The sequence below is a fragment of the Nonomuraea sp. NPDC052116 genome, assembly GCF_040680035.1.
GTDB classification, from domain to species: Bacteria; Actinomycetota; Actinomycetes; order Streptosporangiales; family Streptosporangiaceae; genus Nonomuraea; species Nonomuraea angiospora_A.
Genome location: NZ_JBFAWA010000074.1, coordinates 1 through 21,298 on the forward strand (window position 1 = coordinate 1; position 21,298 = coordinate 21,298).

General features: G+C 71.6%; 12 protein-coding genes and 1 pseudogene. 8 read left to right on the plus strand and 5 right to left on the minus strand.

The window, feature by feature from the left end; all coding sequences use genetic code 11:
- Positions 1–1,341: pseudogene (locus AB0L65_RS61655) on the plus strand (hypothetical protein); the annotation flags it as partial.
- 252 nt (positions 1,342–1,593) lie between these two features.
- The gene (locus tag AB0L65_RS61660) at positions 1,594–2,388 is read left to right on the plus strand and encodes a type II CAAX endopeptidase family protein (protein WP_364266944.1); all 795 of its coding nucleotides are present in this window, start codon (positions 1,594–1,596) and stop codon (positions 2,386–2,388) included.
- Here the strand turns inward: AB0L65_RS61660 and AB0L65_RS61665 are convergent.
- Together AB0L65_RS61665 and AB0L65_RS61670 are read right to left on the minus strand one after the other, a co-directional pair.
- The gene (locus AB0L65_RS61665) at positions 2,354–3,040 is read right to left on the minus strand and encodes a response regulator transcription factor (RefSeq protein ID WP_364266947.1); all 687 of its coding nucleotides are present in this window, start codon (positions 3,038–3,040) and stop codon (positions 2,354–2,356) included. The genes AB0L65_RS61660 and AB0L65_RS61665 overlap by 35 nt on opposite strands.
- Positions 3,037–3,297, minus strand: coding sequence for a hypothetical protein (locus tag AB0L65_RS61670; protein ID WP_364266950.1), 261 nt, complete (start codon positions 3,295–3,297; stop codon positions 3,037–3,039). The genes AB0L65_RS61665 and AB0L65_RS61670 overlap by 4 nt, the downstream gene beginning before the upstream one ends.
- Positions 3,298–3,314: 17 nt before the next feature.
- On the opposite strand from AB0L65_RS61670, the gene AB0L65_RS61675 reads away from it, so the two are divergent.
- Both AB0L65_RS61675 and AB0L65_RS61680 read left to right on the plus strand, forming a co-directional pair.
- Positions 3,315–3,905: a DinB family protein gene (locus AB0L65_RS61675; protein WP_364266953.1), complete on the plus strand. Its 591-nt coding sequence runs from the start codon at positions 3,315–3,317 to the stop codon at positions 3,903–3,905.
- Between the two features lie 66 nt (positions 3,906–3,971).
- Positions 3,972–4,661, plus strand: coding sequence for a DUF899 family protein (locus tag AB0L65_RS61680; RefSeq protein WP_364266956.1), 690 nt, complete (start codon positions 3,972–3,974; stop codon positions 4,659–4,661).
- Here AB0L65_RS61680 and AB0L65_RS61685 read toward each other — a convergent pair.
- A complete protein-coding gene (locus AB0L65_RS61685) occupies positions 4,658–5,014 on the minus strand; it encodes a hypothetical protein (RefSeq protein WP_364266959.1) in 357 nt (118 codons plus the stop codon). The two genes, AB0L65_RS61680 and AB0L65_RS61685, sit on opposite strands and share 4 nt — an antisense overlap.
- A gap of 6 nt (positions 5,015–5,020) precedes the next feature.
- Complete coding sequence (locus AB0L65_RS61690) at positions 5,021–14,626, minus strand: LamG-like jellyroll fold domain-containing protein (protein WP_364266962.1); 9,606 nt, start codon at positions 14,624–14,626, stop codon at positions 5,021–5,023.
- A gap of 160 nt (positions 14,627–14,786) precedes the next feature.
- Here AB0L65_RS61690 and AB0L65_RS61695 point away from each other — a divergent pair, with 160 nt between their 5' ends.
- Positions 14,787–17,519 carry a LuxR family transcriptional regulator gene (locus AB0L65_RS61695; RefSeq protein WP_364266965.1) on the plus strand — a complete coding sequence of 911 codons (2,733 nt, stop codon included), beginning with the start codon at positions 14,787–14,789 and terminating at the stop codon, positions 17,517–17,519.
- Positions 17,520–17,528: 9 nt separating this feature from the next.
- Here AB0L65_RS61695 and AB0L65_RS61700 read toward each other — a convergent pair whose 3' ends face one another.
- Positions 17,529–18,197 (minus strand): hypothetical protein, encoded by a 669-nt coding sequence (locus tag AB0L65_RS61700; protein ID WP_364266968.1) that lies wholly within the window; start codon positions 18,195–18,197, stop codon positions 17,529–17,531.
- A 213-nt stretch (positions 18,198–18,410) separates the two neighbouring features.
- Between AB0L65_RS61700 and AB0L65_RS61705 the strand changes: the two genes are divergently transcribed.
- The 3 genes from AB0L65_RS61705 (at position 18,411) to AB0L65_RS61715 (ending at position 21,283) form a co-directional block, all read left to right on the plus strand.
- On the plus strand, positions 18,411–19,133 hold the full coding sequence (locus tag AB0L65_RS61705) for a sulfotransferase family protein (protein WP_364266971.1): 723 nt from the start codon (positions 18,411–18,413) through the stop codon (positions 19,131–19,133).
- Between the two features lie 49 nt (positions 19,134–19,182).
- Positions 19,183–19,791 (plus strand): TetR family transcriptional regulator, encoded by a 609-nt coding sequence (locus tag AB0L65_RS61710; protein WP_364266974.1) that lies wholly within the window; start codon positions 19,183–19,185, stop codon positions 19,789–19,791.
- 175 nt (positions 19,792–19,966) lie between these two features.
- Positions 19,967–21,283 (plus strand): hypothetical protein, encoded by a 1,317-nt coding sequence (locus tag AB0L65_RS61715; RefSeq protein WP_364266977.1) that lies wholly within the window; start codon positions 19,967–19,969, stop codon positions 21,281–21,283.
- Positions 21,284–21,298 lie beyond the last annotated feature (15 nt).

Consider the following 21,298-nt stretch of genomic DNA (forward strand, 5'->3'; position numbering starts at 1 on the left):
GGCTGGCGCAGGGGCCGCTCGACGTCAGCACTGGTGCGCTTGCCGATCCGCTCGACCTGGACCGCGACACCACGCGCGGCGGCGAGGCGGGACCGCCACCGTCAGCTGACGGTGGACGCGCGTCAGGGCAATCCGGTCAAGATGACACTCGATGACCCGGGCGCCGAAATCCAGCCCAGTTCCGGTTTCGGGCTGTCCCATGGCCGATGGAACCTCGGCATGACGCGGTCGGGGACGAGGCCAACCGCGCTCTACGTCGTTCCCAGCCGCCAACCGGGTCTGATCTACACCGCGGAGACCACGTGGGTCAACAAGGACGTGTCTCCGGGGCCTGTCATCTACAGTCTTGTCGACCGTCGCACCGGCGGCATTCCCGACGATCCCACCTACCACGCCAGGCAGCAGGATCTGGCCAAGGTCACCGCGACGTACCGGGCCTCGGGAGTGGCGGCAACGGGCACGCCGATGGCCGGGGCGCGCATCTCCGACGTCCCGGGAGCCTCCATGATCTGGCCGGTGCGCGACGTCACGCTGCCCGCGACGGTCATCCACTACCGAACGCCCGGGCTGACCTACGAAAGCGGGCTCGAAGTCGGCGGTTCGGTGATCTTCGACGGTGGCAGGCAGGCCAAGCCCGGCCAGACCAGCGAGGTCTGGAACGTCGCGGTCACCGGGCCCTCGTTCCTGCTGCCGGGCGGCAGCCGTACCGGCGACAGCCTCCTGTTCTCGGGGGCGGGGCTGTTCGCCGACGGAGGTGAGGGCCGTTCGGGCTCCGACAGCGCCGCGACCGGCACGGCCACTCTCGCCAGGGACGGGCACGTGCTGGCCACGGCCGACCTCACCGGCTGCTCCGTCTACGAGTCGCACAAGTGCCGGCTGCACGCCGACCTGCCCGCCGGGCGCGGGACGTACAGTCTGACCGCTTCCCTGCGCAGGCAGGTTCCGTACTCGGCGTTGTCGACCGGCGTGGAATCCGTGTGGACGTTCCGGTCCGGCACCACGACCGAGGAGCAGCCCCTGCCGCTGATGGCCGTCCGCTACAGCCCCGAGGGCCTCGACGACTCGAACCGCGCCGAACCGGGCAGCGTGACCCGCCTGCCCCTGCGGATCGAGCGCAACCCCGGCTCGGCGCGGGCGAAGGCGACCTCGGTCCGGCTGGAGATGTCCGCCGACGACGGCGCCACCTGGCGTCCCGTCCCGGTCACCCGCACCGGCTCCGGCTGGACCGCCATGCTGACGAACCCGCCTACCGCCGGGTTCGTCTCCCTCCGTGCGACGGTCACCGACACCGCCGGCGATGGGGTGACCCAGACGATCACCCGCGCCTACGCCGTCGGCTGATCCGGACCTGATCGGGAGCGGCGAGGGCGCCCTCGCCGCTCCATAGCGCGGGGAGTTCGCGATGGCGATGAGCTCGTCGTCGTCCGCACCTGCGCATTCACCGAGTGAGCGCCGGCGTCCTGGACCGGCGGCCTAGTCCCGCGGGCGGAAGGGGCAGGTCAGAGGCGGCCGGAATTCGGATCGCCGGTGGATGGCGGCGGCGACGCGTTCGAGAACACTGGCCAGGCCGATTCCCCGAAAGAAGGTCTGCCTGTGTTCGAACGGCTCGCTGATCGCGCTACGTCGATCGTCTTCATCGTCCTCGTGCTCACGATCTCGCTGGGCACCGCCGGCATCGCCGGAGGGCTCGTCCTCGCCCTCTCGCCGCTGCTCGTCGTGATGGCCATGCTGCTCGTCATCACCCGAGAGGGGTATTCCAGGGACGGGTGGCGCCGACTCGGTATGGGACGGCTCGGCCTGCGAACCTGGCCGCTCGCGCTCGCCACCACCGCCGGTGTCTGCCTGCTCGCCACCGCGGGTGCGGTCGCGCTCGGCTTCGGCCGGTTCACCGCGCCGCAGGGCGACTGGCTTCAGTCGGTGATCGCCGTGTCCGTCACCGGGCCGATCCTGTCGTTCGCGGAGGAGATCGGCTGGCGGGGCTACCTGCAGCCGCGGCTCGCGTTCCTGGGCGAGCGCTCGGCGATGCTCGTGGTCGGGCTGGTCTGGATCGCCTGGCACCTGCCGTACATCCTGTTCACGCCGTATTACCACAGCGAAGGGAACCGAAGCCTGGTGCTCCTGCTGTTCGGCGGCTCGGTGATCGCGTTCTCGTTCCTCTTCGGGTACCTGCGCGTCATGTCCGGCAGCGTGTGGCCGGTCGTGCTGGCCCACTTCGCGCACAACGCCACCTTCGCCCTGTTGCTGGAGTACGCGATCTCGACCGAGCAGCCCGTGGTGGTGCGCGAGTACCTGGCCGGTGACACCGGGCTGTTCGTGCTCGCCGGCACGGCGGTCTGCGCCCTCGCGATCGGGATCAGCCGGTCAGCCCCTGTGTCTGCGCGAGGATGACCGCTTGCACACGGTCGCGTAGCTCGAGCTTGCGCAGCACCGAGCCGAGATGCGTCTTGACGGTCGACTCCGCCAGCTGAAGCCGCGCGGCGATCTCGGCGTTGGTGAGTCCCAGGCCGACGGAGGCGAGGATCTCGCGTTCGCGGGTGGTGAGACGCTCCAGTCTGGGCGCGGCGGCGGGCGGGGGCTCGGCGGGTGTGGTCGCGGGCGGTGCGAGGACGAACGAGTCGATCAGGCGACGTACGAGCCTCGGCGCGACAGGCGCCTCCCCGGCGGCGGCTGCCCGGATCGCCGCCAGCAGCTCCGCCGCGCCCGCGTCCTTGAGCAGGAACCCGGCCGCCCCGGCTCGAAGGGCGGCCAGGACGAGCTCATCGTCGTCGAACGTGGTCAGCATGACGACGTGTGGCGGGTCGGGTGTGGTCAGCAGCCGCCGGGTGGTCTCCACGCCGTCGAGCCCCGGCATGCGGATGTCCATCAGGACGACGTCCGCACGGTGCTCCGGCCGCCGCAGCGCGTCCAGGGCCGTCTGCCCGTCGGCGGCCGATCCGACGACCCGCAGGTCCGGGGTGGCGTCGAGGATCATCTCGAACCCCGTCCGTACCAGCTCCTGGTCGTCCACCAGGAAGACGCGGATGACGCGGCCGGGGCTCATCGCCCGCCGCTTCGCCCCGTGCCGCCCGGCGCGGCGGCGGAGCCCGCGGGTCGCGCGGAAGGCGGCAGAACGGCGACGGGGATCGCGGCATCGACCACGAACCCGCCGCCGGGGCGTGGACCTGCCTCCAGGACTCCGCCCAGAGCGCGCAGACGCTCCCGCATGCCGTCGAGGCCGTAGCCAGGCTCGGAGCCGTGCTCCGCGATCGCGTCGGCGACACCGCCCCAGGATAGAGGCCCGGCCGCCGGCGCGGACACCTGGCACAATGCCCGACATGCAGACATCGGACCCGAAAGCGGACCTCCATCACTATCTCAAGACCGTCCGCGCGTCCCTCCTGTGGAAGCTCGACGGCCTCTCCGAGTACGACGTCCGTCGCCCCCTGACTCCGACCGGCACCAATCTCCTCGGTCTGGTCAAACACCTGGCCGGCGTCGAGCTCGGCTATTTCGGCGAGACCTTCGGCCGCCCGTCCGGCGAGCCGCTGCCCTGGCTCGAGCAGGACGCCGAGGCGAACGCGGACATGTGGGCGACGCCCGACGAGTCCCGCGAGCAGATCATCGCCCTCTACCGTCGCGCCTGGGCCCACGCGGACGCCACGATCGAGGAGCTGCCCCTGGACGCGACCGGTGAGGTCGCCTGGTGGCCGGCCGAGCGCAACCCCGTCTCCCTGCACCGCGTCCTCGTCCACGTGCTCGCCGAGACCAACCGCCACGCCGGTCACGCCGACATCGTCCGCGAGCTGATCGACGGCGCCGTCGGCCGCCAGGACAACGATCTCCTGCCAGGCGCCGACGAGACGTGGTGGACGGACTACCGCGAACGCCTCGAACAGGCTGCCCAAAAGCAGGCCGGCCACCGATGAGTTTGACTGCCGGGCCAGGTCTCTACCGATGCACCTGCAAACTCCGCACGTGATCAGTGAGGGACCATGAGCACAAAGGCACTACCGCCCGTCGTCGACGCCGACACCTGGCAGCGTCAGCTCGAAGCGCTGCGTGCCCGGGAGAAGGCCGCGACGCGGGAACTCGACGCCGTCGCCGCCCAGCGCCGCCGCCTGCCGATGGTGAGGATGCCGGACTACACCCTCGAGGGCGAGGACGGACCGGTTCGGCTGGCGGACGTCTTCGAAGGCAAGAAGCAGCTGATCGTCTACAACCACATGTGGTTCCCGGGCAAGGAGTGGCAGTGCCCGGGCTGCACGGGGTTCACCGCGCAGTTCACCCGGCTGGAGTTCCTGGACAGCTACGATGCCCGCTTCGTCATCGTCACCCAGGGCCCGATCGACGAGGCACTCGCCTACAAGCGGCGGGTCGGGAACACGATGGCCTGGTACTCCACCGCGAACAGCCCGTTCGGCGCCGACGTCGGCGCTCCGCCCGGAGAAGGCTTCGCCGTCAACGTGTTCCTGCGTGACGACGACACCGTCTATCGCACCTGGCACACCAACGGCCGGGGCACCGAGCAGCTCACCCACACCTTCGCGCTGATCGACCTGCTGCCGTACGGGCGGCAGGAGGTGTGGCAGGACTCGCCCGACGGCTGGCCGCAGTCGCCCACCTACAGCCGGTGGTCCACCTCCGAGGACCTGGCCGCGCTCTACGGCCCGGACACCGCCTAGATCGCAGGGGGGACGAGCTCGTAGTCCGGGATCGTGGCTTCCAGCCGCTGGTACGCCTGCTCGTCCGCCTCCCCCGCGGCCGCCTCGGGGATCTCGACGCTGCCGAGGTAAGGCCCCTTCAGGCAGTGGTCGCACCAGAAGTGGGCCTCACCGACGAGCAGGTGAGGGATCCTGAGCCGGTACACCAGGCGGAGGCAGGCCCGTCCGCAGTTCGGGCAAGGCCCGGAGATCGGTCCGGGCAGCTCGGCACGGGCCTGCTCGTAGGCGTGCAGCCAGCTCTCCCATCGGAGCGCCTCGTCATGGGTGTTCGGCAACGGGTCCGCCTCGGTGCTGTCCTCTGCGTACACGTCCATATTCCGTCACTGGTTACGTGGATGGTTGTCCCACCACTCGTTCTCGAAGGCGTAGGCCCGGTCCTCATACGGTCTCACTTCTTCCTCGGACCTCGGATAGGCACCGCCCTGGCGCAGGTCCTCCACGTGGTACCGCTCGTGGGCGAGGGTGCGGGCCAGCAGTTCCTCGCTGCGGAAGGCGGCCCGCCGGAGCAGGACCGTCCGATCGGGAAGGGTCACGCCGGCCAGCCCGTCCACCCTCTTGTCGATCCTGATGGTCAGGTCGTCGATCCGGATGTCCCAGTCCTGGGCCACCCGCCGGACCGTGTCCATGTTCATCGGGAGCCTGGCGGCCCAGCGCGGCCGGTCGCCGGCGCGTGCCAGCACGAAGGGATCGTCGGCGGCGAGCGGCCCGCGCGCCCCCGTGCCGGATCCGTCGCCGGCGCTCGCGGTCCCGAGCGGCCCGGGTGTGGAGAGGCAGGAGGAGCCGGCGCCCGTCACACCGCGGCAGGGGTCCAGCCGCACCGACGGGTCCTGCGGGACGCCCGGGCCCGGATCGACGCGGCAGTCCTGCATCGCGTCCGCGCCGAACACCCCGGAGCACTGGCCGACGACGTGCGGGGCCGGGGCGAACCCGCCGTTGGGCTGCCCGTCGCCCGCCCCGGCCTCGGTCGGCGTGAAGGCCACGCCGACCTTGTCCAGGATCTTGTCGATGGCGTTGTCGACCCTGTGCGTGAGCCCCTTGTCGAGCGCGTCGGCCAGCGAGGTGCCCGCCGGACCGGGCAGCCGGTCGTGGTCGATGGGGCCCGGCCTGGTCGCGCGCGTCTTCGCGGCGATGTCGGCGAGCTCCTGGGGCGTGGGCGGCGGAGGCGGCGGCGGAGGATCCGTCTTGGGTGTCTTGTGCGGCCCCTTCCCGCCCGTGCCGGGGGTGTCCTCGCCCGGGCCGCCGCCGGTCTTGCCCTTGCCCGGCGAGCTGCCGCCGTCCGGATACTCGATGTACGGCCCGCTGCCGTCCGGCCAGCCCTTCCACCAGTTGTTCTTCCACCACTTGCCCGCGAAGTAGCCCAGGCCCGCGCCGACGCCGACCGCCGCGAGACAGTAGAGCCAGACCGGACCGCAGGCCCGTGAGCCGCGCGCGGCCGCGCCGACCTCCCCACCGCCGACGAGGATGTAGTCGGCCGCGTTCCAGATCGGCCGGGCGATGTCCACCTTGACGACCTTGATCACTTCTTTGGCGGTGCCGCACACGAAGGCGGGGCAGCCGAAGTGGCCGGTCGGGTCCACCCGGTTGAGCGGGTCGCCGTCCGCGTAGGTGAAGCGGTTGCCCTTCATCGACGGCACCGGATCCACCTCGAGCGTGTCCCTGCTGGGGAACGCGCCGGTGCCGGGGTCGTACCAGCGGGCGGCCATGTTGACCTTGCCGCTGGCCGGGTCGGTCCAGCCGCCCTGGTAGCCGACGCCCCGCTTGGTGCCCGAGCCGGCGACGACCTTCCCGTACGGGTCGTAGGCCACCGAATCGGTCAGCGCGCCCGCGCCGGTGAAGGTGGCGGTGAGGTCGCCGTGCCGGTCGGTGTAGGCGTACAGGCCCGCGACGGAGACGAGGTCGCCCGCCGGGTCCCTGCCGTAGAGCTCGGCGCCGGCCGCGGCCGGGGTGTTGCCCATCCCGGAGTAGCTGAACGCGACGCCCGCGGTGGAGGCGAGCCGGTCCAGCCCGTCGTAGGCGTAGGTCGTGGCGCCGTCGCTGATCATCCGGTCGAACGCGTCGTAGCTCGTCGCGCTCGCGCTCCCGCCGGTCGGCGTCCTGGATCTGAGAGTGCCGCGCGCCGTGTAGGCGTAGCCGGCCGATCCGTCGGAGACCAGTTGGTTGCGCGCGTCGTAGACGGCGGCGGCCGGGCCGGCCTTGGTCCGGTTGCCCGCGTCGTCGTACTCGTAGGCGACCGAGTTCCACGAGGTCAGCCTGCCCGCCAGGTCGTAGCCGTAGGCGTTGGCCCCGGCGCCCGCCGTACCGGTCGTGGTCTTGCTGGTGAGCCGGTCGGCGTCGTCGTAGCCGTAGCCGATGGCGGCCAGCGTCGCGCCCGCGGTGGTCTTGAGCGTGTCGGAGGTGGGCCGGTGCAGCGCGTCGTACTCGAAGGAGCGCTTGGCGCCGCCGTAGTCCACGCCCTTGAGCTGGTCCATCGAGTCGTAGGTGTAGGTCGCGGTCCCGCCGGTGAGCGGGTCGCGGACCGTGGCGAGGCGGCTGCCCGCGTCGTAGTCGTAGGCGGCCGTGCCCGCCTTGTCGGTGCGGGTCTTCATGCGGCCGTCGGCGTCGTAGGTGAAGGACGCCGTTCCGGACGGCCCCGCCGTGCTGACGAGATGATCGCGATCGTCGTAGCCGAAAGTGTCGCCCCCGGCCGAGGTGAGCCGGCTCACGGCGTCGTAGCCGAAGCTGTGGGCGGTCGTGGCGCCCTCGGCGCCCGCGCCGGTCTCCGCGGTGAGCCGGTCCAGCGCGTCGAAGGTGCGGGCGACGGTGACCCCGCCCGGCTTGATGACCTGGAAGGGGCGGCCGGCCGCGTCGTAGTCGGTGATCGTCTGGCGCTGGGCGGGCGTCGTGTACGCCGTGGTCGCCGGGACGAGCATCGCTGTCTGAAGGTTCCACGGATTGTAGGCGTACGAGGTCGCGTTGCCGTTGCCGTCGGTGAAGCGGGTCCGGTTGCCCACGGCGTCGTAGCCGAAGGTCGTGGTGACGGAGTGCGTGGACGTGGTCTTCTCGTGCTGGCCGGTCATCCGGTTCAGCGCGTCGTAGTCGTAGGTGGCGACCCCGCCGCCGGGCCGGTTGACGGTGACCGGGTTGCCCCCCGCGTCGTAGCCGATCGTCATCGACCGCAGCTGACCGCCCGACGCGTCGAGGTCGGCCATCGCGGTCGCCCGGCCGGCGCCGTCGTACGCCAGCGTGCTGCCGGTGCCGTCCGGGTTGGCGACCTTGGTCACCCGGCCGGCGTGGTCGCGGGTGTACCAGTGGGCCTGGTTCAGCGGGTTGACGTCGACCACGACCTCGCCCGCCGCGTTGTAGCCGAACTGGCTGCGCGCGCCCGACGGCGTGTTGACGTAGGTCAGGTTGCCCGCGTCGTCGTACTCGTAGGTCGTGGTGTACCCGGCCGCGGCCGGGGTTCGCTCGACGGCGGTGGTGGAGACGCGGCGGCCGAGGTCGTCGTACGTCGCCCCGGTCACCCGGCCCGCCTGGTCGCGCGTCCAGAGCCATTCGCCTGCCGCGTCGAAGCCCGACCGCGACCGGTTGCCCGCCGCGTCCGTGGTGGCGACCACGTTGCCCAGCTGGTTGTAGGTGTAGGTGTCGCCGTGGCCGAGCGCGTCCACGGCGCTCGTCATGCGGCCCAGCGCGTCGTACGTCCTGGTGGTGCTCCCGGTCACCGTGGCTCCGGCGCCGAGCTGCGTGTAGGCGGGCAGGGTGAGGACGAGCGGCCGGCCCATGGCGTCGTAGGTGATCGTGGTCCGGTAGCCCTCGGCGTCCTCGCTCGTCACGACGTCGCCGAAGCTGTCGAAGCCGGTCCGCGTCGTCGGCCTGACGTTGTACGGCGCGCCGCCGAAGTGCTCGATGGCCACCGTCGGCGCCTTGGTCGTGGTGAGCCGGCCCGCCTCGTCATAGGTGTAGTCGGTCACCGCGCCGCGCGGGTCGGTCATCGTCCGCGGCAGGCCCCGCTGGTCCCTGGTCCAGGCGGTCGTGAGCCATTTGTCGCCGTCCCAGACCTTCTGGGAGAGGGGCCGGCCCAGCGCGTCGAGGTCGTACGTGGTCCACGTGTAGCCGCTGTTCTGGGCCTGGACCAGAGTGATCAGGTGATCGTCGTCGTCGTAGCCGTACGTGGTCTTGCGCTTGATGCCGGAGGGGTCCAGCAGGGCCTCGGTGGTGCGGTTGGCGGCGTCCACGGTGTACGCGGTCGTGCTCTTGCCGTTGCCGGTGATCCGCTGGATGAGGTTGCCCGCGCTGTCGTAGGTGTTCTGCTGGAGCGGGATGTCCCGGGTGGACCCGTCGGCGTTGCGGAAGCCCTCGGCCCAGACCGATTCGAGCAGGTTGTCGTCGAAGTAGCGGTAGCGGGTGGTACGGCCCATGGCGTCGGTGACCGTGGCCAGGCGTCCCGCCGGATCGTACGCGCGGGATTCGAGGACCAGTTCCTTGGGGGCGTCGTTGTCCAGCGGGTCGCCCACCCAGTTGGCGATGCTGGTGGTCAGCAGCAGGCCGGTCGGCCCGTAGGTGCGCCGGTGGTCGGCGCCGGTGGCGTCCACGGTGCTGGTGAGGTTGCCGTAAGAGTCATAGCCGTAGGTGGTGGTCTTGCCCGCGGCGTCCTTGACGGACGAGACGCGGGCCGCGGAGTCGTAGGTGTAGTTCGTGGTGCGGGTGGCGTCCTTGCCGGTGGGGTCCGTCTGCTCGACCTTGGAGACGTTGCCGTCGACGTCGTAGGTGTAGATGACCCACGGCAGGTGCTTGACGCCGCTGATCGCGTCCGTGGTCGCGGGGCCGACGGTGGCGGTGAGGTGGTTGAGCGCGTCGTACCCCATCGAGGTGACGACGCCGTTCGGGAACGTGTCGGAGACCTCGGTCACGGCGGTGGGCCGGCCGGCGCCGTCGTAGTCGTACTTCGTGGTGAGCCCGGCCGGGTCCACCACCTGGGCGAGGTCGCCGTTCTGGCGGTAGCCGTACCGGGTGGTCCTGCCGCCGGGGGTGGTCACGGAGGCGAGCAGCCCGTCCGGGGTGGTGCCGCCGTCGACGGCGGCCTCGCTGCCGTCGGTGTAGGCGTATTTCGTGGTACGGCCGGCGGATCCGCTCACGGGAGGCGTGGTGACGCTGAGCAGGTCGCCCGAGATGTCGTAGGTGTAGCTGGTGCGGTGCGCCGGGTCGTTCCCGGCGCCGGCCCGGGCGTCGTACGCGCCGGTGAGCTTGTCGTTGCGGGGGTTCAGCGGGTCGCCGGAGTCCAGGTAGTAGGTGAAGTAGGAGGTCTGGCAGGAGCGCGGGCCCCGGCAGGTCACCTTCATGACCGGGTTGCCCCGGTCGTCGTTGAACAGCTGGGTGGTGTGCCCGTCCGGGTCGGTCACCGAGGCCAGGTTGCCGTTGAGGTCGTAGCCGTACCGCGTGGTGCCGCCCGAGGCGTCGTACAGCGAGGTCGGGCGGCCGCCGTGCCGGGGGTCGAAGCTGTAGACCATCGGCTTGTCGCCCGGGTCGGCGGCGAGCACCGTGGTGGCGGGGATGCCGAACGTCGCGACGTCCTGGTAGTGCGCCTCGATCGCGTCCGTGCCCAGGCTGCTCCAGTAGATCGCCACCTCGTCGATGGTGCCGGTGAAGTGGCCGAGGGTGTCGGAGGGCTTGGCGGGCCAGTTACCGGCGATGAAGCCGGCGCCGACGTAGACGTGGTTCTGCGCGATGGTGGACACCGGCCCCTTGGACCTGGTCCCGACCACGGCGCCGTCCAGCCAGAGCCACTGGGTGCCGCCGGAGGCCGTCAGCACGACGTGGTGCCAGCTCGCGTCGGTCACGCTCTTGCTCGTGGTGATCGGCGCGACCGCCGCGCCGTCCCAGAACTGGCCGCGCAGCTTGCCGTCCGTCCCGACATACAGCGCGGGCGTGTAGTTCGCCTGCGGCCCGGCCGGGTCGGTGATGGCCTGGGCCTGGTAGGCGAGCAGGACGCCGGGTTTGGCGGTCTTGAACCACAGCTCGGCCGACAGATCTCCGCCGCCCTTGATCTCCCCGTCGGGGAGCTCCAGGTAGGAGGTGGAGCCGTTGAACCCGGCGGCCGTGTCGCCACCGGTGGCCAGGAAGATGGGCGCGGTCTGGTTCAGGGAGACGTTGTGGTAGGTCGCGTCGGTGTCGCGCCCGTCGCCGTACGCCGCGCTGGCCGCCCGGGTGCCGGAGTACTCGGCCAGGCGGTAGTACTCGCGCGGCCGGGCGCCCAGGACCGCGCTCGGGTAGTACTCGGTACTGGCCTGCGTCTGGGCGGGGTAGACCCGCCACTTCCCGCCGCCCGCGTCGGTCACCGAGGCGACACGGTCGTTCTGGGCGTCGTACGCGAGCGTGGCCTGCAGCTTGCCCGAGGGCAGCTTGACCGTCTCCAGCACGCCCGTGTACTGCCCGGCCGCGTACTGGGCGGCGACCGACGTGGAACCGAGCGGGTGGGTGTAGAAGGCGGGGTCGTCGATCTGGCCGGTGAAGTGGCCGCGCGCGTCGGCGGGCGCGGCCGGGCACCAGCCCGAGGTGGTCGTGTAGCCGGCCCCGACGCTGGCGTACGGGAGATGGGTGGGTTTGATCTGCTTGGTGCGGCTGGCCACCATCGACCCGTCCACGTACAGGCTCTGCCAGGTCCCGCTCGAGGTGAGCACCACGTGGTGCCAGGCTCCGTCGTTCACGGCCGCGGTCGAGGCCATCGAGCCGCAGCTGCCGTCGTCGGCCATCTGGCCGTGCAGCTTCCCGTCGGTCCCGACGTAGAGCATCGGCAGGAAGCCCCAGGGCAGCGGGCCCCGGGAGTCCTCCAGCGTGTTCAGCTGCGCGCCGTACAGCACGCCGGCCTTGGTGGTCTTGAACCACATGCCGACCGCCGCGTAGGTGGTCTCGTCGGTGACGCTGTACGGCATGCGCAGGTACGAGCTCGTGCCGTTGAACGTAGCTGAGCCGTCCGTGGTCCCCGCGGGGGCGCCCGCCGCGCCGTAGGCCAGGTTGACAGCCTCCGCGTCGTCCTGGCCGACGAACAGCCGGGCCTCGTTGGCCGCGCTCTGGTGCAGCCGGTAGTACATCGCGGGGGCGGCGTCCACGACGGCCGTCCGGTAGTGCGACACCATTTTGTAGGAGTATTTCGTACAGGCCGTCGTCGTGCCCGGCGGGCAGACCTGGGCGAGCAGGCCGTAGCCGTAGCCGTAGGTCCACGCGGGCGCCCCCTGGGCGGGATCGGTGGCGACCGAGGTCACCACCCCGCTGTTCCAGGTGAAGTAGAGGCCGCGGCCGCTGACCTTGTTCACGACCTTGGCGAGGGTGCCGTCGCCGTTGTAGGTGAGGTACTCGGCGTGCTGGTCGTCGTCGTAGATCGCGGTCAGCCGGCCGTCCGGGTCGAACACGTACGCGCCGCCGGACTTGTCGCGCAGGAACCAGGCCAGATCGGTCTTCACCAGGCTCACCGACCGGCCCTCGGGCGGGGCGTACGTGCCGTCGGGGTTGCGGCCGAAGCGCGCCTGCCGTCCGTCGGGGTAGGTGACCACGACGTTGCCGGTGAAGTCGTTGTCGGTGACGATCTTCATGTCGTAGGCCGTGGTCCAGCCCACGCCGAACATCCCCGTGCGCGAGTTCAGGCTGCTGTACGAGCGGGTGACCGCCAGCGCGGGGCCGGCGGTGGTGAGGCTCGCGTCCGTGGTGGTGGCCGCGTACTGGCCGGTCAGCGGGTCGATGCCCTTGACGGCGGCCGTGCCCGCGCTGTCGGAGACGTGTGAGGAGACCAAAGGCTGCGGCACGACCGTGCGGAACGTGCTCCACCCGGACGCCGGGCTGGAGTCCTTGCCGTCGGTGACCAGGACGCGCCACATGTACTGCTCGCCCCACTTGAGCTTGCCCTGCGGCACCGCCCAGCTCGCGGTCTGGGCACCGGTGTTGGAGTCGCCCGTGACCAGACCGGCCGCGGGGCACGTGTCGGGGTCGGAGACCAGGCAGACGTTGAAGATGAAGTTCAGCTCCCCGCCGGGCCACTCGTCCCCGTCATGGCCGGACGCCGTGAACTCCGGCGTCAGCGTGGACTCCACGTACCCGCTGCCCGGCCACATCGAGTCGATCTGGGGCGGCAGGTTGAGCACGGTCAGGCTCACGCACCAGACGGGTACGCCCCAGTCGGAGAAGAACTGCCCGTTCGTCACCATGTCCCAGCAGATCTGGTACGAGCCCGGGTTGAGCGGGTCGATCGTCGCGCTCACCTTCGCCGAGCCGTTGTTGGCGATCGTGGCGGGCAGCGCGGCGGCCGCGGTGGAGCTGCCCACGAAGGTGCCGCCGGTGGTGTAGACCTTGTAGCCCAGCTTGACCGAGCCGGGGGACCAGGAGTTCATCCCGTTGTTGATCACCGTGACGGGGAGCCGGCCGGCGCTGTTGGCCGTCACCGGCGGGTCGATCGTGGCGCCGGAGTCGATCGCGTACAGCGCTCGCCAGGGGCTGTAGTCCACCTGCAGATACGGCGGATTGGCCGAGTTGGCGCTGGCGAACTCCTTGAAGCTGTCGGCGGTCAGCGCCAGGCCGTTGTTGCCCGCGCCGTTGGCCCAGTCCGACAGGGCGGACAGGCCCGCGCTGTTGATCCCGATCCACGCCCAGGCGGCGCCGCCGCAGGTGACGCCGCCGGTGAAGCTGGCCGAGCCCCAGGTGTCGCCGAGGGTCACGCCGGGATAGGAGGCGATCGTGCCGACGTTCCAGCTGCTGGTGATGGCCTTCACCGTGACGGGGTTGGCCGAGCAGGAGTTCGACAGGGTGTTGTAGAGGAAGAGCGCGGCGCCGGTCACGTAGGCGTGGGGGATCTGGGAGGCGAGGTTGAAGTTGATGTAGGCGTTGTTGCGCTTGGTGCCGTCCTGGGAGCCGACCAGGAGCTGGTCGCTGCCGGAGTGGTTCGCGCCGGAGTGGTTGTCGACGTACGTGTCGGAGGCCGCGCCGCTGGTGGTGCGCACGTACGAGGAGGGGTCGACGACCACCGGGAACGCGCGGTCCTTGTCGCGCAGCCACTTCTGATCGGCGCTGACGCGCAGGACGTCGCCGACGAGGGTGTAGCGGACCGCGTCGGAGCGGGCGCCCTTGGCGTCGAGCATGAATCCGGCGGGGACGGTGATGCGGACGGCGCCCCGCTCGTCCACGAACTCCACGCCCTGCGACGAGCTCCGCGCCGTCAAGCCCTTGGCCTGGAAGGGGAAGTCCCAGGGGCCGGTCGCGGCCTGGCGCGAGGTCAGGACCAGCGACTCCTTGATACCGTTCCAGGTCGCCTCGACCTCGATGTCGGTCTCAGGCAGCACTTCACGATATTTCGCGATATTTCGCGAAATAGTGGCCTTGGTGCTTTTTGCGCCTTGGAGGGCGAAGGACAGGCTGTGCTCCGCGTCCAGGGTGAGCGATTGGAGCCTGGGGTCGGCGGCGTCGTCGGCCACCTCGACCCCGACGTCGTTGGCCGCCTGCCGCCAGCGTCCGTCCGCGCCGGTCAGGTTGACGTCGATGTCCGCCCACTCCCCCGTGGCCGTGCGATAGCGCACTGGCCTGGAGTACGTGCGCACGGTGTAGGTGTGGTCGGGGTTCTGGAAGACCTTCGACGTCGCGTCTCCCAGCGTGGGCACCGCCTTGCTCTGCTCGGCGACGAACCCGTGGGCTTCCCTCTTGCCCGGCTTGGCGGTCGCCTTGCCCACCCGCTGCGGGGTGTTCGACAGCCGGGAGACAGGCTCGGGCGGCTTCGGGGCCTCCCGCGGCACGGTCCCCTTGGGCGGCTTGGCGGTGGCCCGCGCCGGCAGCTCGGTCTTCGCCCGGGTCGCCTCCGCCGTCGCCTGGTGGGCGCGGTTCGCCGCCGAGCCCAGCAGCTGCTCGGGGAGCGTGGGCTCCTTGGGAGCCGCGTAGGCTGCCTGACCTGCTACGCCGATGACAAGAGTGGTCACCGTCAGTGCAGCGCAAAGACGGGTGGCCCAACGGTTCCTCACGGCGGCGACCGTAATCGCGGGCCGTCCGTCCCACATCAGTACGGATGACGTGGATCAAGCACGTCTGAATGTTCCCGGTTAGGTATGAGATCCACTACGAGTCCGGTACTCTCGCCTCGTGCTGCACGGGCGCATCGCGGAGCAGGCCGGAATCACGCGACTTCTCGCTGGTGAGAGCGGTGCCTTGATGGTCCGCGGGGAAGCCGGGGCGGGCAAGAGCGCGTTGCTCGACTTCGCGGCCGAGATCGCGAGTGATCAAATCGTGCTGCGCGCCTCCGGCGCCCCCGAGGAGTCCCACCTTCCGTACGGCGGCCTGCACATGCTGCTGGCGACCACCCGCCCGCACTGGAAACACCTGCCCGCCGGGCAACGCGACCTTCTCGACCGCCTGGGCGAGCCGGAGCCCCTGGGACAGGTTCCCGGCGAACCCGCCTGGCCGCGCTCGCCGTACCTGCCGGTCTGGAACCTCCTGCGCCACCTGGCGGGACGGCGACCCGTGCTCTGCCTGATCGACGACGCGCACTGGCTGGACCGGGAGAGCCTGGCGGTCCTGTCCTTCTGCGTCCGCCGCCTCGCCGCCGCGCGCGTGGTGATCCTGGTGGCCACCGAGGGCGAGCTGCCCGCGCTGCGGGAGATCGACGAGCTGGACCTGCGGGGTGTCGACAGGCAGGCGGCGCTGGACATCGTCGCCGAGTGCCGGCCGGGCGTCGTCCCGCAGGTGCGTGAGCGGATCGTCGCGGATGCTCGCGGCAACCCGCTGGCCCTGCGCGAGCTGGCCGCGGGGATCGGCCCCGCGCAGGTCGAGGGCAGGCTGTCGCCGCTGGGCCTGCACACCGGCTGGCCCGGACGTTCGCGGCGGGCCGACCAGCTGTACGGCGAGCGCTTACGCGCGCTGCCCGACCGGACCCGCTCACTCCTCCTGCTGGCCGCCGCCGACCCCGCGGCCTCCCTCTCCGAGCTCCTCGCCGCCGCCCGAGCGATGCCCGCCTTTCAGCCCGCGCTTCTCGCCGCCGCCCGAGCGACCCCGGCCGATCTGGAGCCCGCCGAGACCGCCCAGCTGGTCGAAGTGCGACCGACCGGGCTCACCCCTCGCCACCTGCTGATCCTGGTCGCCGCCTACCAGTCCGCGCCGGTCTCGGCCCGCATCGCCGCGCACCGGGCCCTGGCCGAGGCGTCGCCCGAGCGGCGGGTCTGGCATCTCGCCGCCGCCGCGCTGGAGCCGGACGAGGAGATCGCGCGCGAGCTGGCGGCCATCGGGACGTCGTCGGCGCTGGAGCGCGCGGCCGAGCTGACCGCCGACCCCGAGTTACGCGCCCGGCACCATGCCGCCGCCGCGCTCGCCGCGTGCGACGCCGGGCACCTGCGCCGCGCGGCGGACCTGGCGACCCGCGCGTCCGAACTGAGCACCGCACCCTCGACGCTGGCCTCGGCCGCCCGCGTGCTGGCCACCGTGGAGGCCGAGATCGGCTCGCCGGCCAAGGCCGCGCGGATGTTGCTGGACTCGGTGGCCAGGATCGACGACGACGACCACGCGACGGCCATCGTCATGATCGCCGACGCGATCCGCCTGTTCGGCTACAGCGGCGACGAGGGGCTGGCCGGCCAGATCGCCGCCGCCGTCTGGGCGGCGCCGACGGCTTCGCAGGTCGCATGGCCGGAGGCCCAGCCCACCTGGTCCGCTCCCCTGGCCCGGTCGCTCCCCCCGCTGGCGAAGATCATGGCGGGTGGCCGGTTCAGCGGCTTCGCCGCCATCGGCGAGCTGGTCGAGCACACGCCCGCCCTGGCCACCCAGCAGGCCATCACCGCCACCTCTTTGGGCCTGATGGCCGCCGACGCCGGCGCGGCGCTGCGCCTCACCTCCACGCTGGTGACCGACTGCCGCCACCAGGACCTGATGGGGCTCCTGCCGTACGCCCTGCAGCTCCAGTCCCACGCTCTCCTGCTGAGCGGCCGCAACGCCGAAGCCCTCAGGCAGGCCACCGAGGGGCTGAAGCTCGCCGGTGACCTCGGCCAGACCCACCGGGTCGGCCACCTGAGCGGCGTGGTCGCGCTGATCGCCGCGATGAACGGCGACGAGAAGCGCTGCCGGGCCTACGCCGAGTCGAGCCTGGCCCACTGCGCCGACCACGACGCGCCGGCCAGCGCCGCGCTGGCCACCTGGGCGCTCGGCCTGCTGGAGCTGGGGCTGGGCCGGGCGAGCGCCGCTGTGGACCACCTCGAGCGCGTGGTCGCCGGCCCCGCGCACCACCCCGTGATCGCGGTCCGCTGCGCGGCCGACCTGGTCGACGCGGCGGTCCAGGCCGACCTGCCCGGCGCCGCCGTCGAGCCCCTCGCCCTGCTGGAGCAGTGGGCGAAGGACACGCGCCAGCGCTGGATAGGCGCGGTGGCGCTCCGGTGCCGGGCACTGGTCGCGCCGGACGGCGAGGCGGAACCGCTCTTCGTCGGCGCGCTCGACCTGCACGGCCCGTCCCAGGCGTCCTTCCAGCGGGCCAGGACCGAGCTCGCCTACGGGCAGTGGCTCCGCCGTACCAGGCGCAGGTCCGAAGCCCGCTCCCACCTGCGGGCCGCGCATGCCGCGTTCGAGCAGCTGGGCGGGCTCCCCTGGGCGGAGCGCGCCGCGACCGAGCTGAGCGCGGCCGGGGAGCCGAGCCCGGCGGAGCCGCTGCCGGAGGCCCTGCGCGGGCTGACGCCGCAGGAGCGGCACGTGGTGTTCCTCGCCGCGCAGGGGGCGTCCAACCGGGAGATCGCCGCCCGGCTCTTCCTCAGCCCGCGGACCGTCGGCTATCACCTCTACCGCGCCTTCCCCAAGCTCGGCATCACCTCGCGGACCGAGCTGGCGAACCTGCTGTAGGGGCGGCCTTTAGGGGTAGTACGCGGCCAGCTTGGCCTTGATCGTGGCGACGGTGCCGTCGAAGGGCATGAGCTGCGGGTCGCCGTGCCGGTAGTCGAGGAGCTGGACGGCGTACACGGCGCGACCTTGGCGGACCACGGCGACCCAGAAGTGGTAGGTCAGGGTCGAGTACGGGTTGGTGGCGGCGGTGACCCGCAGGACCTCCACGCCGTCCGCCTCACCCGCCCGGGTGATGTCGAACACCGCCGAGCCGCTCTCGCCCGGCTGATTGCGGTCGACGCAGGTCGCCAGGTCGGCCCGCCACTGCCGCTCGAAGGCGGCCGCGTCGTCCGCGCTCGGGAAGACCCAGACGTCGTTGTAGGAGTGGAACCACGTCGGCGTGGAGAACCTCGCGCTGACGCCCGCGCTCGCGCCGGTGCCGCGCCCGTACTCCCAGCAGGTCGGGCCGGTGACACCGGGCTCGAAGTACGGGTTGACCCATGGGTCCCCGTACGACTCGCCGGCCGGGGGCTGATCCGCCTTGGCCAGCAGCACGCCGCGGTCGACTCCGGCCTGGGTCGCGCCGGCCCGGACGGTCGAGGCCGGTGCGGCGGAGGCGGTCGCGGGGAGGGCGGTGAGGAGCATCGCGCAGACGACGGTGGCACCGCTCAGAGCAGCCCGGACTGCGGATAAGTGCATGTGGTGTCCTCTCTCCGAAACTTGACTCCATTGATCATCTGATGTCAGGCCAGAGAGTCATTCAGATTCGGCAATCGTGATCGAAGCGCAACAAAGATCACGGGCATCGCGGCATGATCCCCTACCGGCGGAAAAATGTACAGCCGTTGAGTTTTGTTGCCCATCCTCCTAGCCTGAGGGCGACCGTCATCGCGGACGACAGGGGAACTCGGCATGATGAAAGTCATCGGCGCGGGCCTTCCACGCACCGGCACCACGTCAATGAAAGCCGCGTTGGAGCGGCTGGGCTTCACCCCCTGCTACCACATGGTCGAGGTGATGACCCATCCCGGCCACGTCGATCACTGGCTGGAGGCCTCCGCAGGGAAGGTCCGGACCCGGGAGGACTGGGACCGGGTCTTCGAGGACGGCTACCAGGCGGAGGTGGACTGGCCCGCCAGCTTCTACTGGCGGGAGCTGGCCGACGCCTATCCCGAGGCGAAAGTCATCCTCACCGTACGGGACCCGCTCAAGTGGCACCCGAGCATCCGGATGCTGTTCTCCGGCGAGAACCGTCCGACCCCTTCGGACGAGATGCCCGAGCAGGTCCGCCAGCTCTTGACGACCATGCAGCGCATGCGGCCCGCTCTGGACCAGATGGGGCGCTCCCTCTTCGGCCCCGACTGGAGCTTCGGGAGCGACCTCGGCGACGAGGAGCTGGTCGTAGCGGCCTTCAACCGGCACGTGGAGACGGTGAAGCAGAGCATTCCGGCGGAGCGGCTGCTGGTGTTCGACGTGCGGGAGGGGTGGGAGCCGCTGTGCGCCTTCCTCGGCGTGGACGTCCCGGCCGGCGAGCCGTTCCCGCATCTGAACGACGCCGAGTCGATGCGGCAGGCGTTCGAGCGGATGAGGGCGGGCGACATGTCCGGCTTCCCGCTCGGCCGGCCCAGCGGCTGACAGGCCGGTAGTCGATAGCATCGGCCTGCGCAGGAAGAGGTGACCAGCAGTGACCGATGTCATCGAGCAGGCCGGAAACGGTGAGAGAAAGGGCGAACGCACCCGCCGCCGCATCCTGGAGGCAGGGCGGCGGGTGTTCGGCGAGGTGGGCTACGACCGCGCCACCATCCGGGCCATCGCCGCCGAGGCGCAGGTGGACAAGTCCTCGGTGATCCAGTATTTCGGCACCAAGGAGCAACTCTTCCGCGAGGCCCTCGACCTCCGCATCAACGTGGACGCGCTCACTGTCGAGGGCGACCCGGCGGCCTCGGCGGAAAGATACCTGCGCGCCATGCTCGAACGCTGGGCCGCCGCCCCCGACAGCCCCATGGCCGTGCTCCTGCGTACCAGCCTGACCAGCGAGGAGGCCGCCGACCTGCTCCGCAGGCACATCACCGCCGAGGCCATCGACCGCATCGCCTTCCACCTGGAGGGCCCGGACCCGCGGCTGCGGGCGGCCCTGGCCGGGGCCGTCATGTTCGGCATCACCTTCCACCGCCACCTGCTGCGCACCCCGGATCTGGCCGGCGCCCCACTGGACGACGTCCTGCGCCTGGCCGTCCCGCTCATCCACGAGCTCCTCGCATCGCCGCCCGCGACCGCCACCCAAGAACCCTGACGGCGTCGTCACCGGCCACGACCGGCGGCTGTCACGGCTGCCGGCCGCCTACGGCGCCCATTGGAGCCCGCCCCTGCTCGAACGCATCGAGGCGGCCTCTATGGTCAGCGACCAACCGGAGTGACCGCTCCGCAAACCCCCGGCGGGGAGAAGTGCTTTCTGCGACGATGGCCGCATGGACGGGAGGGGCCAGGACCACACGGTCAACGTCGTGACCGGCGACGTACACGGGGCCCTCGTCCAGGCCGGGTCCGTCAGCGGCGGCGTCCACGTCCACATGCCGTCGCACCGCTCCGCCTCGCCGCGGAGCCGGGCGGCCGAGCGGCCGTCGTGGTTGGCCCGTCTGTCCGACGGCACGACCGGCGTGCTGCTGGGCCCGCGCCGGATTCTCGCCCTCGGGTCGCCGTCGTCGGACGAGATACCGGTCGACCTGCCTTTCGGCGGGATACACGGGCGTACGGCCACGGTCGCGCTGCGCGGGGCCACCGCCACGGTGCTGGAGTTGACCGAGCCCGTCGACGTCATCGGGGCGCCGTTGGCCGCGCCGACCCTCGGCGAGGGGCACGAGTTCGTCACGCACGGGTTTCCGGGCGGCGGGAACGACATCGCCCAGGTCCAGGGGGTCCTCGACGGTCCGGCCGGGCCCGGAGGACAGTGGTTCGGCGTGCGCCCGGTCGCGGCGTCGTGGCCGTCCGACGCCGGGTTCGCCGGGGCGCCGGTGTTCGACCGGGAGGCCGACGCGGTCGTGGGCCTGCTCGCTCCGGGGTCGGGCGGCGCCCGGGTGCTCCCGCTCGCGACCCTGCTGGAGCCCTGGCCGTGGCTGCGCGGCCTGCTGGGGTGGCGGCTCGACCACGACCCGGCGCTGCGTACCCACTGGTTGCCCCGGGCCCGCGGGTCGGAGGTCGAGTCGGACTCCGGCGCCTCGTACTTCACCGGCCGCACCGAGGCCCGCCGGGAGGTCTGTGGCTGGCTCGAGAGCGGTCCGCCACTGCTGGTGGTCACCGGCGGCCCGGGGACGGGCAAGTCGGCTCTGCTCGCCCATGTTCTCGTCGGCACGGATGCGCGGTGGGCGACGAGCGTGCCGGCCGACGGGCCGCGACCGGCGGCCTCCCCGGCCGTCGCGACCACGACCGTCGCCGGCCGGCCGGTGGTGGTCACGGCCGGCGCGCAGGGAACCCTCCGCGTGTGGGACGCGGCCGGGCGGCAGATCCTGCGCACGATCCCGACCGGCGCGGACCGCATCCGCTTTCTCGCCGCCGGTGTGCTGCACGGGCGTCCGGTCGTGCTCGCCGCGAGCCACGACGGCCCCGTGACCACGTGGGACCTGACGACCGGCACGGCCCTGGACGAGATCCGGCTGCCCGACACCTGCCGGGGATTCGCCCTCGGCGAGCGCGGCGTGCTCGTCATCGGGATCCAGAACGACATCGCCGTCATCGAGACCGAGATCCGGGGCATCGTCCCGGAACTCGGCACGCCGTCCGAGCCGTGAGCCTCCTCTCACGCG